The sequence below is a fragment of the Anaerobacillus sp. MEB173 genome, from assembly GCF_052119505.1.
In the GTDB taxonomy this organism is placed as follows: domain Bacteria; phylum Bacillota; class Bacilli; order Bacillales; family JBJMAU01; genus JBJMAU01.
Map to the genome: position 1 here is coordinate 537,050 of NZ_JBJMAU010000002.1, position 18,874 is coordinate 555,923.

The following is an 18,874-nucleotide window of genomic DNA, read 5'->3' on the forward strand; positions in this document are numbered from 1 at the left end:
CTCCCTAGAAACGGGTTTATTTTCATTGAACATTCATATATTTTCGATAAACCCACCATTTTTTTCACTCAAGCCTGTTTTATTTTCACTCAACACTGTTTTATTTTCATTCAAGTGCATTTATCGATTCTTCGACAAAAATCTTCTTTTCACAACTCAGCTTCATCTAAAGGAACGGTTGCATACTGTATCTCAGCTTCTAACATTTGACGGTGTGTCCTTGTTTCTCGATCACTCCAATTCATTTTGTTCTTCATAAAAGTGATGACTGGTTCTTTCCATAGCCTCACCCATTGTATATTGAAAAATGTTGCCCCAGTACGTCGATGAAAGAAATCACTCGGGGTTGCCACCATTTCTGATTCAATGCCATAAACTAGCATCGCATAGACTGCCTTTGAAAGCTGATAACGCTCTGCCTCATTCCCTTTGCTGCGAATAATTTCATAGATACGGTTTACATTTGTACCGTAAAGCTTTGCTACCTTTTCCGCTTCTTGTTGTGTTAAGCCAAGATCTACACCTTCATTTGCTTTCTCTTTCACAAATGCTCCTAAATTTCTTGAATCACCGATAGTTCCACCTGAAAGTCGTATTTTTTCAGTTGTACATGGTATTGAATTTCCCAATTCTTTGGCAACAACATTAACAACCCGCTCAGCCATTTTTCGATATCCTGTTAATTTCCCGCCAGCAATTGAAAGCAGCCCTGAGTCGGAATGAAAGATTTCATCCTTTCGTGAAATTTCTGAAGCGCTCTTTCCTTCCTCATGGATTAATGGTCTTAGCCCAGACCAGCTTGACTCAATGTCAAATACAGTTAATTTTACTGAAGGAAACATATGATTGACTGCAGTAATAATATAATCACGATCATCCGTTGTCATTCGAGGGTAAACAAGATCATCTTCATAAAATGTATCTGTTGTCCCTATATAAGTTTTACCATCTCGCGGTATGGCAAACACCATGCGACCATCATGGGTATCAAAATATACCGCCTGTTTTAATGGGAATCGATCTTGATCGACAACAAGGTGAACTCCTTTTGTCAGATGAAGATATTTCCCTTTTTTTGAGCCATCCATTTCACGAAATGTATCAACCCAAGGGCCGGCAGCATTAACAATTTTTTTTGCCTTAATTTTATATTCTTTTTTCGTCAATTGATCAACAACCTTCGCTCCAATCACTTGGCCATTTTTATATAGTAATCCTTCTACTTTGGCATAGTTCACCGCTTTGGCTCCTCTTGCAACTGCCTCCTTGATTGTTTCAATCGTTAACCTCGCATCATCAGTACGGTATTCCACATAAAATCCAGCACCTTTTATCCCTTCCTTACGAAGCAACGGTTCTTTTACTATTGTTTCATAAGTATTCAGCATTTTGCGTCGCTCGTTCTTTTTGACACCTGCTAAATAATCATACACTTTAAGTCCCAGTGACGTCGCAAGTCTCCCAAATGTACCTCCCTCAATAATTGGCAGCAACATCCATAATGGAGTTGTTACATGAGGGGCATTTTCATAGACAATTGCTCTTTCTTTTCCGACCTCTGCTACCAATTTTAATTCAAGCTGCTTTAAATATCGCAAACCACCATGAATTAACTTCGTGGAACGACTTGAAGTACCTGCACCAAAATCTTGCATTTCTACAAGAGCCGTATTTAACCCACGGACTTGGGCATCTAATGCAATCCCTGCTCCAGTAATCCCGCCGCCGATCACTAATACGTCTACCTGTCCCTGCGTCATTTGCTCTAAGGTAATAAAGCGGTATAAGCTTGAAAATGGCTTTGCCACAATATCACATCCCGTTCTAGTTTGGGAAAGAAAGACAAAAAAGACGACAACATCTTTATAAATCAAAAAACAAGATTTATACTACGTTGTCGTCTTTTCTATATCCGTTCTAAAATTATTTTTTAATCATTGTATGCAGCAACTACGAATTTATGAAAGCTTCGTATCAATCTTACTTCCCTACTTAAAATTCATTGCCGCCTCCACCGCTTTTTTCCATCCAGTATATAATTCCTTTCGTTTTTCCTCATTCATCATAACAGTAAAGCTTTGGTCAATTTTCCATTGTTTTGAGATGGTCTCCTTATTGCTCCAAAATCCAACCGCTAACCCAGCTAAATACGCAGCACCTAAAGCCGTTGTTTCATTAATAAGAGGCCTGTCAACAGTTGCGCCTAACATATCGCTTTGAAATTGCATCAGAAAGTTATTTTCTACAGCACCGCCATCTACGCGCAGCCTTTTTAGGTCGATCTTTGCATCTGCTTCCATTGCTTTCACAACATCCTTCGTCTGATATGCAAGCGATTCAAGTGTGGCACGAATCAGATGTTCTTTCGTCGTACCCCTCGTAAGACCAAACATCGCTCCTCGAACTTCACTATCCCAATAAGGTGTACCTAAACCTACAAACGCGGGAACAACATATACACCTTCAGTAGACTCTACCCTGTTCGCATAGACTTCACTATCACCCGCTGATTTAAACATCCGTAGTCCGTCTCTTAGCCATTGAATGGCTGAGCCGGCTACAAAAATACTCCCCTCAAGAGCATACATAACCTCTCCGTCAATCCCCCAAGCAATTGTCGTTAACAAACCATGTCGTGACCTCACCGGTGTCTTCCCTGTATTCATTAACATAAAGCACCCTGTTCCATATGTGTTCTTGGCCATACCTTCTTGAAAGCAAGCCTGCCCAAACAATGCAGCCTGTTGGTCACCGGCAGCTCCAGCAATCGGAATTTCTTCTCCAAAGAAAAATTGTGAAGCAGTGGTTCCGTATACTTCTGAGGAAGGCCTGACTTCTGGAAGCATCGCTTTAGGGATTTGCAACATTTGAAGCAGTTCATCATCCCACTTCAACTCATAAATATTGTACAGTAATGTCCTTGAAGCATTGGAATAATCGGTAATATGGACCTTACCGCCAGAAAGCTTCCAAATTATCCAAGTATCAATTGTTCCAAACAGCAAATCACCTTTTTCAGCTTTTTCCCTGGCCCCTTCTACATTGTCCAAAATCCATTTTACCTTTGTTCCTGAGAAATACGCATCTATTAATAACCCTGTTTTATTACGAACGGTCTCTTCATATCCGCTTGCTTTTAACTCCTCACAGATTGCCGCTGTTTGCCTTGATTGCCAAACAATTGCATGATATACCGGATTTCCAGTGTTCTTATCCCAAACAACCGTTGTTTCCCGCTGATTGGTGATCCCAATTCCTGCAATTTCTTTCGCAGATACATTTATTTTAGTAAGTAATTCTGCAATTACAGCTTGTATCGTTCCCCATATTTCATTGGCATTATGCTCAACCCAGCCAGGCTGAGGGAAGATTTGATTGAATTCTTTTTGTGCAATGTCAACAATCTCCCCATTTTTATTAAAAAGAATCGCTCTTGAACTCGTTGTCCCCTGGTCTAAAGATAGAATATATTTTTGTCCCATACAAACTCCCCCGCATTCATTTGTTTTACTGTTACTATTCAATTCCAACTGATAAAATCCTATTCAAAAATAAAAAAAGTAGACAACAAATCATGTCGCCTACACTTTTAACTATTAACTTTAATTAACTAATACGCATACTGCATTTGCACCCATGCTGGTAAATTTTGATCCAGATGAATATGATCGGTTGGATCACGCAGATTTTTCGAAACCAATGGACCATTTGCATGCAAGACAAATTGATTATAATATACATTACTTCCTTGTTTTGCTTCGATCATTCCAATCCAAGTTCCCCCCATTGAGAGTACCGTTTCGGTTTGATATAAACCATCTTCAACATAAGACAGCTTCTTTTCAATGTGGTGAACCATTTCAGGCATATCGAGAATCAAACTAACATTAGCATCATGTATTGGCTCTCCTAATTCATCCGTTAAAAACAACTGAATCACCGTCGTTTCACCAGAGTTAACTACTTGTTCCATTTCTACAACATTCATCGTCCAATTTGTAACAATAGATTCTCGTGTATAGATGTTTAATGAAATAACTGTAGCAAAGTAAATGAGCAATAAAACCAAAATATAACGATTATTCAGTACTTGTTTTCTTTCAAGATACATATTTATCTACCCCTTTTTCATAACATCTATCATTGTCACAAAAGGTGGAAGATAAACCTTGAATATAATAAAAAGCACTCATTAGTATTGCTTTACTAATAAGTGCTTTTGCTCATTTTTTATTTATTCTTTTCGATGATTTCAAATATATCTTTACGGCGATCTTTTAACTGTGTTACATTGCCTGATTTACGGTGTCTTCGTAAAATTTCTAAGTCAACATCACCGACGGCCACGGTTTCGATATTGGCATTACATTCAGCTTCAATTCCTTCGCGAGGGAAAGTAAAATCAGAAGGTGTAAAGATGGCTGATTGAGCATATTGAATATCCATATTTGCCACCTCAGGTAAGTTACCAACTGTTCCAGCAAGTACGACATACACTTGATTTTCAATCGCTCTCGCTTGGGCACAATATCTTACGCGTAAGTAACCTTGTCTGTCATCCGTACAGAATGGTGTAAAAATAATATTCGCTCCTTTTTCCGTTGCAATTCTACCCAATTCCGGAAACTCAATATCATAGCAAATTTGAATCGCTATTTTTCCGCAATCGGTATCAAATACTTCTACTTTATCGCCACCACTAATCCCCCACCATTTGCGTTCATTAGGCGTTATGTGGATTTTGTATTGTTTTTCAATCGTTCCGTCACGTCTGAATAAGTAGGCAATATTATAGATTTCATGACCTTCTTCCACAAAATGTGAACCGCCGATAATATTAATATTATATTTTACTGCCAGCTCCGTAAATAAAGTAATATACTCCTCAGTAAATTTAGTTAGTTTACGGATCGCTTGACTTGGACTCTTTTCATCAAGAAAAGATAAAAGCTGAGTTGTAAAGATCTCTGGGAACACAGCAAAATCAGATCCATAGCTTGCTGCAACATCGGTATAATACTCACACTGCTTGGCAAAATCAGAAAATGAATCGATCTTTTTCATTTTGTATTGGATCACACAAATACGAACAGGGAAAGATGTCTTGAAATGACGCTTCGTCTTTGTTTGATAGTCAATATTGTTCCATTCCATTAATGTGGCAAATTGCATTGATGCTGCGTCATCAGGCAAATAATTTTTATTGACCCGTTTAAGAGTGAACCCATTCATGATTTGAAAAGTTAAGACAGGATCGTAAATATTGTGCTTTGTTACCTCTTCAACATATTGCCTAGGGTTCATTTCCTTTTGATATTGATAATAGTTTGGTATTCTTCCGCCAATAATAATACTTTTTAAATTAAGCTCCCTTGCTAATTGCTTTCTGGCTTCATAAAGCCTGTGACCAATTTTCATTCTTCGATATTTTGGATGAACCATCACTTCCATCCCGTAAAGATTATACCCTTCAGGATCATGATTCGTAATATATCCATTATCTGTAATTTCATCCCATGTATGCTGGTCATCATACTCATCAAAATTGATAATTAAGCTTGAGCATGAACCGATAATTTTTCCATCATACTCTACACAAAATTGTCCCTCAGGAAAATGATCGATATGGCTCTCTAAATGCTCCAGCTTCCATGGTTCCATATAAGGAAAACACAGTCGTTGCAACTCAATAATTTCCTGAAAATCTTCTCTTTCTATTTGTCTGAGTTCAATTGGTTTTTCAAATTTTGATACATCAATCTTTGGCATACAATCATTCCCTTTATAACGATTTAATTATTCTTATATATTAGTTTTTGTAAATCTAATTACAACTATGAATTATTTTACTAATAATGATTGTATTCCACAACAAAGCTGAATCGACCCAAAATCTTTATAACATTTCTAGACTATTTCCTTTTTCCCTTCTTCTCTTGTCATATACCATTGTTCCCTTGCCATTTCAACAGTTTTCGGTTCTAGTGCCCGATTTTTATGACTGATTACCTTTGAAAAAAACTGAATCGAAGTTTCATAGTTTTTTAAGCGCCGATACAGTTCACCAATTAAATAGAAGATCTTCATTTCTGATAAAGTAGTGCCTATATATTCTGAAAGGAGATTCGCCTGCTCATACTCCTTAACCGCAAAGCGTAAAAACCTCCTCTCTTGCTCCTCATTTTCTTTCATCCGATAGAGCCAGGCCAAACGTAAACAAAGTCCAGCGATCACAATACTCTTCTCATCTTTCAGTTTTCCGGACAGTATCCCCAATTTATATGTACTAATTGCCTCATCAATGTTTCTCACTCCACCAAAGTCCTGTGTTTTCCAGTTACCACTAATTTGAGACTTAATTCGATCTAATGTTCCTGATGGGAACTTATTTGAAAACGTTTCAGCAAAAGAATAGCCGCAATGAGGGCAAACGCATACCTCATAAAAAAGAGGGTTATATCGGCCGTCTTTATAAACAGTAAAAAAATCAGTATCAATCTTTTCTACTTTTACAAACCGTGAACGCAATCTTTTCGTTGTATATGTTTCATTACACGCCTGACAACGAATGCTTTTATCATAATATGGATGCACTTCTTTAGTCATAGCTATATAACCCCCTTAATACTTCTAGTTCTATTGTAGTACAAGAAGGTGGTTTTTGCTAACATCTCACAAAAAACTCCAAAATTCATCTCCTTTTACCTATAAAAAAAAGCCCTCCTAATGATAAAAGGACGGCTTTTTACAGTTTAATTAAAACATAATACCGGCAATTGCCCCACTTAACATAGAAGCTAATGTCCCGGCAATAACCGCTCTCATGCCTAATCGAGCAATGTCATTTCGGCGTTCTGGCGCAAGACCACCAAGTCCCCCAAGTAGAATGGCCAGTGATGAAAAGTTCGCAAATCCGCAAAGAGCAAAACTAAGAACAGCAATTGTTTTTGGTGATAAAGTCCCGGATTCAATATAAGGGGCAAAATCAGCATAGGCAACAAATTCATTTAGTACGATCTTTTGTCCAATTAATCCACCAGCTGTAATTGCTTCTGACCAAGGTACACCTATAGCAAAAGCAATCGGTGAAAACACATATCCTAAAATGGCTTGTAATGATAATTGCGGAAAGCCAAACAATCCGCCGATTCCACCAAGAATACCATTAAGTAACGCAATTAAAGCAATAAATGCTAAGAGCATAGCCCCTACATTAAGGGCTAATTGCAAACCGACTCCAGCACCTCTTGCTGCTGCATCAATGACATTTGCCGATTCGGTGTCGCCCTCAATCTTTACTTCATCTGTTGTATTCTCTGTATTTGTCTCAGGAATGACCGTTTTTGCCATGATTAAACCTGCTGGCGCAGCCATAAAGCTAGCTGCTAACAAGTATTCAAGCGGAATCCCCATTAAAGAATAGCCAACCAGTACTGAACCAGCAACTGACGCAAGTCCACCCGTCATAACGGCAAACAATTCTGAATCAGTCATTTTATTTAAATAGGGTCGAACAACAAGAGGCGCTTCAGTTTGACCAACGAAAATATTTGCTGTAGCCGACATCGATTCTGCCTTACTAGTTCCTAACAATTTAGAAAGACCGCCACCGATTAGAACAATAACCCACTGCATAATCCCTAAATAATAAAGAACAGCAATCAATGAAGAAAAGAAAATAATAATCGTTAGCACTTGAAAAGCAAAGATAAATCCGTTTCCAGCCTCAGGGATTAAAAGTCCACCAAATAAAAAGTCAACGCCTTCAAAGGCATAGTCAATGATTTTTTGAACTCCCATAGTTAGCCATTGCAGCGCTGCTCTACCTGCTTCCCATTTAAGGACGATGAACGCAAAAGCAATTTGAATGGCTAATCCGCCTAAAATCGTACGTGGTCGAATCGCACTTCTCTTTGTTGATAAAAGATACGCTATTGCAAAAATAACAATAATTCCAAAAATCCCCCAAATAATATTCACAACTTTTCACCTCACTGTAAGTTTTAAACCATTTGTTATGTAATTTTGAAAAATGGATCCATTTCGAAGGGTTAACTCCTACAGAATTAGCATTTGTTACTAGGTAAATTTTTATGTGGGGATATTTTTATCGAATTCAAAACAATATCAAACAATAACACTGCTTAAGAGTATAAATACAAAAAGCCAACAACTTTGTAGAAGCGGTTCACAAAGTTATTGGCTACTTTACTATTTACGTTAATTGATAATTTGTTTGGCAATATGTCTTCCAATTTCAATTGATGCAGTTGCTGCTGGTGAGGGGGCATTGCATACATGAATAGCACGATTTGTTTTTATTAAATAAAAATCGTCAACCATTTTCCCATTATACTCTAGAGCTTGTGCACGAACTCCGGCCTGGGCAGGGATTAAATCAGCTTCATTAATTTGAGGAATAAAACGATTTAACTCTTTTACAAGTATTTTCTTACTGAATGATCGCGTTAACTCTTTCATCCCTTCTTTAATATTTGAACGCGCCACATTCCAAAAGCCTTGATAACCGATGATTTCCAAAAAGTCTTTCATTTCAAAATCGACTTTTTTATAACCTTCACGCTTTAAGCTTAATACTGCGTTTGGACCAATTAGAACACGACCATCAATCATCCGGCTAAAATGGACACCTAAGAATGGAAATTCCGGATTAGGTACTGGGTAAATTAAATTTTTTACAAGGTGTCTTTTTTCCTCAACTAATTCGAAATATTCTCCACGAAATGGGACAACTTTGACATCAGTAAGAATCTTTGCCATTTTAGCGACACGATCACTATGAAGGCCTGCACAATTGATTATTTTTTTTGCTTGGACACTTCCATGTGATGTTTCTACTTCAACGCCCCATGCATATTCTTCAATATTTTGCACTTCGGTAAAGCACAAGATATCGCCACCATTTTCTTGGATAATCTGAGCAAACATTTTTGCAACTTGTTTGAAATTTACAATACCGGTACTTGGAACACGAATACCAGCTAATCCTTCTACATAGGGTTCAATTTCTTTAATTTGTTCACTCGTTAATTTTTCAATCGATAATTGATTTTGTACCCCTCTTTGAAACAATGTTTCTAATAAAGGCAATTCATCGCTTTTGGTTGCTACAATCACTTTGCCACATTGCTCGTATTGTATGCCGTATTGTTTACAAAAGGATATGATTTCTTCATTCCCTTGTTTTGCCAATTTCGCCTTTAAGCTTCCTGGTTTATAATAAATCCCCGAATGAATAACCCCACTATTATGACCGGTTTGGTGCATGGCTAATTCTTTTTCTTTTTCAATAATAATGATCCGAGAGTCTGGATTTCCCTTCAGTATCGCCATTCCCGTCGATAAACCGACAATTCCGCCCCCTATAATAGCAACATCATACATAACCTCATCAACCTCACTCTATTATTTTCCATTTTCTTTTGACTGCTTCTCTACGCAATCTTGGGTCTGGTTGAACTGCAACAGGATGACCAACTAGGTTGAGTATAGAAAGATCTGAATAACTATCACCATATGCAGTACTATTTCGCCAATCAATATTTTCGTTTGAAAAATACTCATATAGTCTTTGTTTTTTTCGTTCACCTTGTATATGGTTGATTGGATTTCTCCGGTTTATTACACAGTTACTTGATTGAATGTCCGTCCCAATAATAGAATCAAAGTGAAGATCTTTATTAATTTCTTCTAATAATGGTAAAAATGCACCTGACACAAGTATGAGGTGGTCGCCTTTTAATCGATGCTTTTCTATTGCATCTAGTACACTATGATTATATTTCCCTGCCATAACACTCGACACTTCAGAGAAAAATTGTCTTACCTCTAATTCAGTTACTTGATGAAAAGCAGACAGAAATTCTTGCATCGATTTTTCTTTCATCTTCTGTTCAGGATAGAGTTTTAACTTATAGGCAATATAGATCGGAACAATTCTCAATATGAAGTGCTTATATTTTGTTTTGTATCGATCATGCTTTTTAAGATGGTTCATTAATATTTTAAATGTTTCCTCCGGAAATAATGTACCGTCAAAATCAAAGATTGCTAGTTTCAATACATCACCAACTTCACAGTAAATGTCTTTATACTACATATATGTATTGTATAATTTCGAACAATGTAACGACTAGTTAGCACCGAACCATTTTAACACTTTTCCCCTTCGACACAACATTTCCCGGGAAAACAAGTTTCGTCATATGTATTTGACACAATTTGGCAAAATTAATGTCGTGGTTATTATTACCAGCCCTTTCTAATGATCTTTTCTAACTTTCGTTTCAACACTATATTCCAAGGCTCATGTTCAGGACCTATTGGGTGAACCAATACAGTTTTCATACCTAGTCTTTTTCCACACCAAACATCCGTTAAGATTTGGTCACCAAGAAAGATACTCGTCTCTGACTTTGCTTGGACACTTTTCATATGTTTTTTTATCGTACCTACCCCAGGCTTATTACAATGTCCAAAACCGATGATATTATAAGGTTTCGTAAACCGGTCAACACGTCCTTGATTGTTATTTGATACAATCACTAATGTTACTCCAGCAGACTTCACTTTTTCATGCCATACTTCAAATTGTTGATCTCCAACATGGTTATGGGCTGCAAGTGTACTATCCAAATCGGAAAATATTGTTTTAATCTGATTTGTTACGAGCCAATCTGCAGTTAACTCAGTATAATGTTCTATTTCTACATCTGGTCGGAAAAACTTCACAAAAACCACTGCCTTTTCTATTATTGTTTAGTTATGTACAAACTTTTTCCTGCTGACAGGAAAAAGTAACCTTCTAGTATTTTACTACATTGCAGTGTTTATTTTATAGATATGTTTAATTTTCTCCAATTGAATTTGTGATATTCCGTTTTGTCATCTCTTTCTGCAATAATGAAATAAAATGGTTATCAAGGTTCAATTCCACCGCTCTATTATATGCTTGAATAAGTAATTGATCACTTAAGCTATGCATAATATATCACTTCCTTTAACAGAAACTAATACTATATTATCCAAATTTATCGGGGATAAAACTGTTCACTGTGACATTATATAAAAAACCCCTTACATATAGCATTTGCCATGTGTAAAGGGTTGTTTTTCATTAGATACATTATTCTTTTATTTCGGTAGGCCACTCATCATACTGATGGCTGCTGTATTCGTATACATAGAACTCAGGTCATCCCATTCAATAAAGGTCTTTTATTTCTTGGATGACTGCCTCAATTACATGATCTTCATCCAAGAAAATGGTTCTAATACATTTAGGTGTTAAAGTGTTACTGCTAAACTCCAGCATTTTTAGGCATTCCTCTGTATGATTTCTTGATTCTACAACACTATTCGAACTGTACAGAAGCGAAACCTTTCTCCATTCCACCTTCTCATAAACTAGGCAATACTTCGAATTTACATGATCTTGTTTAACTTCCCATGACTCTACCAGCTCTGTTACGATAAATTCCTTTCGTTCACCATTTCCTTCTTCACTTACTGGTACATTTGATTTTTGAATAAGCAACAACCTTCATCCTTTCACTTTTCATATTCAATTTTTAATGACCTACCACAACTTTCTAGTAAATAGAGTCATTGGAAATCCAATAACCATAATAGTTTATGCAGCATGTTTTCTCTCATGACTCTTTTAAAAGATTTATTCAAAAATACCTTAGTCAAAAATCACCAATCAATCTATAACAAAGAACAAAGACAAAACAAAAAAGGCTCATAGTTGCATTTATTTATGCATGAGCCTTTGAAAATTACTTTAACATTTTATCTTTTACATAAGACGCTACTTCTTCAGCAGTCGAAAGCATAAGCAGATTCTCTTTATGCTTACTCATTTCTTGTTTGGATAGGTCCTTAATTAATGAACGAGCAGGCAAGATGGAGCTGGCACTCATACTAAATTCATCTAAGCCAAATCCCAATAAAATAGGAATGGCTGTTGTATCTCCTGCCATCTCTCCACACATCCCTGCCCATTTCCCTTCTTTATGAGCTGCCTCTATAACCATATTCACCAATCGTAAAATAGAGGGGTGGTATGGCTGATAGAGATATGAAACCTGTTCATTCATTCGATCTGCTGCCATCGTATATTGAATTAAATCATTCGTTCCAATGCTGAAAAAATCAACTTCTTTTGCAAATTGGTCAGCAATTAGTGCGGAAGAAGGAATTTCAACCATCATTCCTATTTCAATTTGATCAGCGAATGGAATCGCCTCAGACTGAAGCTTTTCTTTTTCTTCTAATAGAATACTTTTTGCTTGGCGAAACTCCTCTAATGTTGCAATCATCGGAAACATAATTTTTAAATTTCCAAACTGACTGGCTCTAAGCAATGCTCTTAATTGAGTTCGAAACATCTCTTGTTCTTCTAAACAAAGGCGGATCGCTCTAAATCCTAAAAACGGATTCATTTCTTTTGGGAGCTGTAAATAAGGTAGCTCTTTATCGCCGCCGATATCTAATGTCCGAACAACAACCGGTTTTCCTTCCATTCGTTCCAGGACTTTCTTGTAAGCTGCAAATTGCTCTTCTTCAGTTGGGAGCTTATCTCTTCCCATATATAAAAACTCGGTCCGGTATAGCCCAACTCCTTCACCACCATTTTCTAACACACCTTGCACATCATCGGGTGTCCCAATATTCGCGGCTAATTCGACATGTATTCCATCACTGGAAGAAGTTGCTTCATTTTTGAGCTTTGCCCATTCTGCTCTTTTGTCAGCATATTCACTTTGTTTTTGTTGATATGCTGTAAGTTGTTGTTCTGTTGGGTTTATAATAATTTGCCCATCCAATCCGTCAACAATGATTAGATCACCATTTTGAATTTCTTCTGTCACTGTTTTTGTACCGACAACTGCTGGTATTTCCATTGATCTTGCCATGATAGCTGAATGTGACGTACGTCCACCGATATCTGTCGTAAAACCTTTAACATACTGACGATTTAATTGAGCTGTATCCGATGGAGTCAAATCCTCTGATACTATGATGACCTCTTCCATAACCATACTAGGGTTTGGAATTATCACACCAAGTAAATGCGCTAACACCCGTTTTGTAACATCACGAATATCGGCAGCACGCTCTTGCATATATTCATTATCCATTTGTTCAAACATCGTAATAAACATTTGTGCTGTCTCATCAAGAGCAGCTTCAGCATTCAGCTTTTCATTGGTGATTTTTTCTTTAATCGGGCCAATTAATTCCGGATCACTGAGTACAAGAAGATGTGCCGCAAAAATTGCGGCCTTATCTTCACCAAGTTCTTTATTTGCATGGTCCTTTATTAATTCCAATTCTTGTTGTGATTTGTCTATTGCTACATTTAACCGTTGAATTTCGCTGTCAATATCAGCAATTGTTTGTTTCTCAACAGTAAGATTAGGATGAACAAGACGAAATGCCTTAGCAATAGCAATACCACTGGAAGCTGCTATCCCTTTAATTGTTACAGTCATAATATTATTCTCCTAAACCTTCCTTTTTAATAACATCTTCTACCTTAGAGATCGCTTCATTCTCATCGCTTCCAGAAGCGGTAATTTTTATTTCTGCCCCTTTTGGAACGCCAAGTGACATAACACCCATTATTGACTTTAAATTTACAGACTTTCCATTGTATTCAATATTTACATCACTCGCCACATTTGCTACTGATTGGACAAGTACCGTTGCTGGTCGAGCATGAATTCCTGAATCACTAATAATTGTAAATGTTTTTTCTGCCATTTTTCTTTTACCCCTTTACTAGTTAGATTGGTTTTAGTTTTATTAAAAAAGTAATACCTTATTCTTTTACGTCTTTTTTCCAGAACCCGAGCATTAAGGCTGTGACAATGGCTCCTGCAATAATAGCTAAAATATACATTAATGGATTTCCGTAAACGAAAGGAATAACAAATAGTCCACCATGAGGAGCTGGTAACCCAATACCAAATAACATCGCTAATGCCCCAGCAACTGATGATCCAACAATAATTGAAGGAATTACTCTTCCAGGGTCAGCTGCTGCAAACGGAATCGCTCCCTCGGTAATAAATGTTGCTCCCATAACATAGTTTGTCTTTCCAGCATCTCGTTCTTGTTCTGTAAATTTTCGCTTGAAGAATGTTGTTGCAAGTGCAATTCCCAATGGAGGAACCATCCCCCCGGCCATAATCGCTGCATGTGGTGCAAAATTTCCAGCATCAATCATCGCAATACCAAATGTAAAGGCGGCTTTGTTGATCGGTCCACCCATATCGACGGCCATCATTCCACCCAAAATTAATCCAAGTAACACTAAATTTCCTGTGCCCATTCCACCTAACCAAGATTCAAGACCTCTGTTAATCGCTTGAACGGGTTCAATAATGATTTCCAGCATAATAAATCCAGTAATGAGGATACCAAACAATGGAAATAGGAGAACTGGTTTAATCCCTTCCAATGACTGTGGTAATCCTTTAAAGATCCATTTCAACCCTAAAACGATATACCCTGCTAAGAAACCTGCAATAAGTCCACCCAGAAATCCGGCATCACCATTTGCAGCTAGCATTCCTCCAATCATACCCGGAGCAAATCCTGGACGGTCAGCAATACTAGAAGCAATAAAACCGGCTAATACAGGAATCATCAGCCCGAACGCAGTTCCACCACCAATGGTCATTAAAGCCGCTGCAATAGGATGATAATCTGGACTATTTGGATCAAATGCCTCAATTCCAAAAATAAAGGAGATGGCAATTAATATCCCGCCACCAACAACAAATGGCAGCATGTTCGAAACACCATTCATTAGATGCTTGTAAAAGCCCTTTCGTTCTCCACTTGCGTTTCCTTCTCGCTCTTTTTCTTTATTGCCACCAGACCCTCTATAGACTGGTGCATCTTGTTTTAATGCCTTTTCAATTAACTCTCTAGGCTGCTTAATTGCCTGAGCTACAGGAACTTCAATCACATGCTTTCCTTCAAACACATCCATGTCTACTTTCGTATCAGCAGCAACAATGATTGCTGTAGCTTTTTCAATTTCTTCCGTAGTTAATCTATTTTTCACACCTGTTGAACCATTTGTCTGTACTTTGATATTAACGTCCATTTCCTTCGCTTTCGCTTTTAAGGCATCCGCAGCCATATACGTATGTGCAATACCTGTTGGACATCCAGTTACAGCTAGAACAAGCCCTTGCTCTGAATCAGTCTCCACTTCTTCAGCTTTCTCTACTTCAGCTGACTCCTTATCATCGATAATTCGAATAATCTCCTCAACGTCTGTTGCTGTTTTTAACTTTTCTCGAAATTGCTCGTCCATTAAAAACGTTGACAATCGAGATAACGTTTCTAAATGAGTATTATTGGCACCTTCACTTGCTGCTATCATGAAAAACAAATGACTCGGTTGCCCATCCAACGCTTCATAATCAATTCCTGCGGCTGATTTTCCAAATGCAATTGCAGGGGTTTTCACAGCTTTCGTTTTGGCATGTGGAATGGCAATTCCTTCACCAATCCCAGTTGTGCTTTGTGCTTCACGAGCCAAAATCGCTTCTCGAAAACCTTCTTTATCATTTAACCTTCCTGCAGTATCTAACTTTTCAACCAACTCATTAATGACATCAGCTTTAGTAGACGATTGCAAATCAACGATAACTGTTTCTGCTTTTAACAATTCTGTTATTCTCATAATGTCTACTCCTCACTTATAATTTCAACGTTTATATTTGAAAGAAGCTTCTCTACATCTTCCTTTTTACAAAGGTCATTAGAAAATGCTGTTGCACTTCCAGAAGCAACTCCATACTGAAATGCTTTTAGGTAATCCCCGCTTTGAACAAATTCAGCAATGAATCCCGCAACTGAAGAATCACCTGCACCAACAGTGCTTTTCACTTCTCCTTTTGGAACAATCGCACGAGCAATCATGTTACTGTTAATAAATACAGCTCCTTTACCACCCATTGATACGATGATGTTCCGTGGACCGCATTTCAACAGTTCTTGCCCATATCGAATCGCATCATTCGCCGAAGAAATCTCTACACCTAACAACTCCCCCAACTCATGGTGATTAGGTTTTATTAAGAACGGTTGATATTGCAGGAGTTTCTCCAATGATTCACCTGACGTATCTAAAATAAAAGGTATACTTTGTTCACTACAGTATTTTGCAAGCCTTTCATAAAAAGCAGGCGAAACTGAAGGAGGTAAACTTCCTGCCAGAACAACAAAGTCTTCCTTTGTAAATGTTGATAATTTATTAATCATTTCTTCTTGTTTATCTACCGGTATCGTTGAACCATGTCCATTAATCTCTGTTTCAGTTTCTGTTTTTAATTTAATATTGATCCTCGTAGTGTCATTAAGCTGAATGAAGTCATGAGCAATTTCTTCTTTACTAAGCTCAGTTCGAATAAATTCACCTGTGAATCCACCTAAATACCCTAAAGCTGTACTTTCGATCCCTAAGCTTTTTAATACCCGTGAAACATTAATTCCCTTCCCACCCGGAAAGAATCTAACGCTATTTGCCCTGTTTAATGACCCCAATCTCACTTGATCAATTTCTACGAGATAATCAATTGATGGATTTAATGTGCATGTGTAAATCATGATGTCACGACCTTTATTGTTGTCTTTTCAAAAAACTCTTTATGAAGATCTCTCTCTATTTGATTTGTAATTATCGTTGCATTATTAATATCCGTGATTTTTGCAAAAGTCACCTCATAGAACTTCGTTTCATCTGCTAAAACGAATGACTCTTGAGATAATTTCATTGCCTTCTCTTTCACTAATGCTTCCTCTGGATCAGGTGTAGTAAAACCATAGTCATAATGGATTCCATTAACACCTATAAAACACTTATCAAAACGGTACTGGCTTATACCATCAATGGCTCCTCTTCCAATTAAAGCTCTTGTTTTTTGCTTCACATAGCCACCAATTACATAGGTTTCAATATTTTGTTCCAAAAGCGCTTCTAAGTGTGTTAACCCATTTGTCACCACTTTTATACCCTTTGCATCAATATGAGTAATCATTTGGTATAAAGTCGTTCCTGCATCAAGATAGATACAGTCACCAGCACAGATTAACTTAGCAGCATATCTTGCAATTAACTCCTTCTCTTCTAAGTTAATTTCCGATTTTTCAATAACACTTAATTCCTCACCCTTTTGGTGCAAAAGCGAAGCACCGCCATGAACACGCTTTAATTTCCTTTCATTTTCTAGCTGACTTAAATCCCTGCGGATTGTTGATTCAGAAGACGCTGTAGCATCAACAAGTTCCTGAATCTTTACGACATGCTTTTGTTTTAGTAATTCTAAAATGATTTGGTGTCTTTCAGGTGTCAACAAAATAATACCCTCCTATAATCATGAGGATTTAACATAAATAATCATATCGTAAGCACTTACATTTTTCAATCATTTTCTTTCAAAAACACTCAGAAACAATCAATTTTATTTTCAAAAGTAATCACGAATCTTTTTTCCGACTTTACTATGCTTATACTATTAATCATTATTCTCTCAGTGTTATCGTTTTTTTATGAATCCAGTAATAATACTCGACTTTCGTAAAGGATTATAAAACGAAAGAATCATGGCTAAAATGCTAAAGTATGTATTAAAAATAAAACATTAAAACCTCAAGTAAGAATGAATGAATCAAGTAAGTAGTTTAATCTTAGGGGATATTAAAAAAATGACCCGTATTTCAAACATACAATTATTTATCCTTATTTTAGTATTTGAAATAGGTAGCACGACCTTATTTGCAATAGGGATAGGAGCAAACCAGGATGCATGGATTGTTGTGGTATTCAAAACGCTTATCGGACTATGTCTGCTACTCTTTTATACTCAATTTCCAAAAATTTATCCGTACCAAAACTTTGCTGAAATCTTATATAATATTTTAGGAAAAAAATTAGCTTTACCTTTGCTTTTCCTTTTTAGTCTCTATTTTTTCAATCAAACGACCTACAATTTTTTTGAGTTTGGCTTTTTGATTAAAATGACTTCGTTAGAAAAAACACCCTTACTAGTTATTTTGTATGTTTTTATCATTGTGATGGCTTATATCCTCATTTTAGGGTTTGAGGTATTAGCACGAACCGCGGAAATATTTTTGCCTTATTTCTTATTATTTCTAATAATGATTTATGTTTTAACCTTATTCTCAGGTCTATTCGATATAAGTGCTCTACAACCGGTTTTAGGGAATGGTTTAAAGCCTGTTTTAGCAGAAGCCATCGTTGAGGTTGGATTCCCATTTGGTGAAATGGTTGTCTTTCTGATGTTTTGGCATTATATAGAGAATCAGAAACTTTTACGAAAAACATCATTATTTGCAGTAGCTCTATCAGGATTACTACTGATGATTTCATTGATTGTGATGCTCTCTATGCTTGGGCCAGAACTTACTGCGAATTCTGAAATCCCTTTATTAGAAGTGATTTTGGCGATTAATATAGCGGAAATCATTACCAATCTGGACAGTATCGCTGTATTTATTATGTTTATTGGCGGATTCTATAAAACAGCCTTGCACTTTTATGGTTTTTCTATAGTGATAAGTTGGCTGTTCAACTTGAAGAATCCAAAGTGGATAATGATAATTTTCGGGATTCTCCTACCAATAGTGTCTGTGATTCGATTTCCAAGTATCAATTATCATAGATGGATAGGGTCTTCCAATTCCACGTACATCATTCCGCTATTTATGTTCATCCCGATTGTCCTATTAATTATCATTTACATAAAAAAGAAAATGGAAGGTGACGTTTCATAACTAAAATTAGCTAGTTCGTACTCAAAGAATG

Annotated in this window: 17 protein-coding genes; 1 reads left to right on the top strand and 16 read right to left on the bottom strand. The window is 36.9% G+C overall.

What is annotated here, in order from left to right; genetic code table 11:
- Positions 1-149 precede the first annotated feature (149 nt).
- From ACJ2A9_RS07245 to ACJ2A9_RS07320, 16 genes are all read right to left on the bottom strand, one after another.
- A complete protein-coding gene (locus ACJ2A9_RS07245) occupies positions 150-1,808 on the bottom strand; it encodes a glycerol-3-phosphate dehydrogenase/oxidase (protein WP_441420943.1) in 1,659 nt (552 codons plus the stop codon).
- A 180-nt stretch (positions 1,809-1,988) separates the two neighbouring features.
- Positions 1,989-3,482, bottom strand: coding sequence for a glycerol kinase GlpK (glpK, locus tag ACJ2A9_RS07250; protein ID WP_441420944.1), 1,494 nt, complete (start codon positions 3,480-3,482; stop codon positions 1,989-1,991).
- Positions 3,483-3,610: 128 nt separating this feature from the next.
- A complete protein-coding gene (locus ACJ2A9_RS07255; protein ID WP_441420945.1) occupies positions 3,611-4,111 on the bottom strand; it encodes a FixH family protein in 501 nt (166 codons plus the stop codon).
- A gap of 119 nt (positions 4,112-4,230) precedes the next feature.
- Complete coding sequence (locus ACJ2A9_RS07260; RefSeq protein ID WP_441420946.1) at positions 4,231-5,769, bottom strand: GNAT family N-acetyltransferase; 1,539 nt, start codon at positions 5,767-5,769, stop codon at positions 4,231-4,233.
- Positions 5,770-5,907: 138 nt separating this feature from the next.
- Positions 5,908-6,606 (bottom strand): DUF2225 domain-containing protein, encoded by a 699-nt coding sequence (locus ACJ2A9_RS07265; RefSeq protein ID WP_441420947.1) that lies wholly within the window; start codon positions 6,604-6,606, stop codon positions 5,908-5,910.
- 150 nt (positions 6,607-6,756) lie between these two features.
- Positions 6,757-7,980, bottom strand: coding sequence for a NupC/NupG family nucleoside CNT transporter (locus tag ACJ2A9_RS07270; RefSeq protein ID WP_441420948.1), 1,224 nt, complete (start codon positions 7,978-7,980; stop codon positions 6,757-6,759).
- A gap of 240 nt (positions 7,981-8,220) precedes the next feature.
- Positions 8,221-9,405 (bottom strand): L-2-hydroxyglutarate oxidase, encoded by a 1,185-nt coding sequence (lhgO, locus tag ACJ2A9_RS07275; RefSeq protein ID WP_441420949.1) that lies wholly within the window; start codon positions 9,403-9,405, stop codon positions 8,221-8,223.
- 13 nt (positions 9,406-9,418) lie between these two features.
- Complete coding sequence (locus tag ACJ2A9_RS07280) at positions 9,419-10,081, bottom strand: HAD family hydrolase (RefSeq protein WP_441420950.1); 663 nt, start codon at positions 10,079-10,081, stop codon at positions 9,419-9,421.
- Between the two features lie 188 nt (positions 10,082-10,269).
- Positions 10,270-10,752, bottom strand: a complete 483-nt coding sequence (locus ACJ2A9_RS07285; protein ID WP_441420951.1) for a YqeG family HAD IIIA-type phosphatase — start codon at positions 10,750-10,752, stop codon at positions 10,270-10,272.
- Between the two features lie 115 nt (positions 10,753-10,867).
- Positions 10,868-11,005, bottom strand: a complete 138-nt coding sequence (locus ACJ2A9_RS07290; RefSeq protein WP_441420952.1) for a sporulation histidine kinase inhibitor Sda — start codon at positions 11,003-11,005, stop codon at positions 10,868-10,870.
- Positions 11,006-11,224: 219 nt separating this feature from the next.
- A complete protein-coding gene (locus tag ACJ2A9_RS07295) occupies positions 11,225-11,557 on the bottom strand; it encodes a hypothetical protein (protein ID WP_441420953.1) in 333 nt (110 codons plus the stop codon).
- A gap of 244 nt (positions 11,558-11,801) precedes the next feature.
- Positions 11,802-13,520 (bottom strand): phosphoenolpyruvate--protein phosphotransferase, encoded by a 1,719-nt coding sequence (ptsP, locus tag ACJ2A9_RS07300; protein WP_441420954.1) that lies wholly within the window; start codon positions 13,518-13,520, stop codon positions 11,802-11,804.
- Between the two features lie 4 nt (positions 13,521-13,524).
- Positions 13,525-13,791 (bottom strand): phosphocarrier protein HPr, encoded by a 267-nt coding sequence (locus ACJ2A9_RS07305; RefSeq protein WP_441420955.1) that lies wholly within the window; start codon positions 13,789-13,791, stop codon positions 13,525-13,527.
- 58 nt (positions 13,792-13,849) lie between these two features.
- Positions 13,850-15,730, bottom strand: coding sequence for a PTS fructose transporter subunit IIABC (locus tag ACJ2A9_RS07310; protein ID WP_441420956.1), 1,881 nt, complete (start codon positions 15,728-15,730; stop codon positions 13,850-13,852).
- A gap of 5 nt (positions 15,731-15,735) precedes the next feature.
- The gene (pfkB, locus tag ACJ2A9_RS07315) at positions 15,736-16,656 is read right to left on the bottom strand and encodes a 1-phosphofructokinase (RefSeq protein WP_441420957.1); all 921 of its coding nucleotides are present in this window, start codon (positions 16,654-16,656) and stop codon (positions 15,736-15,738) included.
- Positions 16,653-17,405, bottom strand: coding sequence for a DeoR/GlpR family DNA-binding transcription regulator (locus tag ACJ2A9_RS07320; RefSeq protein ID WP_441420958.1), 753 nt, complete (start codon positions 17,403-17,405; stop codon positions 16,653-16,655). The genes pfkB and ACJ2A9_RS07320 overlap by 4 nt, the downstream gene beginning before the upstream one ends.
- A gap of 349 nt (positions 17,406-17,754) precedes the next feature.
- Between ACJ2A9_RS07320 and ACJ2A9_RS07325 the strand changes: the two genes are divergently transcribed.
- The gene (locus ACJ2A9_RS07325; protein ID WP_441420959.1) at positions 17,755-18,843 is read left to right on the top strand and encodes a GerAB/ArcD/ProY family transporter; all 1,089 of its coding nucleotides are present in this window, start codon (positions 17,755-17,757) and stop codon (positions 18,841-18,843) included.
- Positions 18,844-18,874 lie beyond the last annotated feature (31 nt).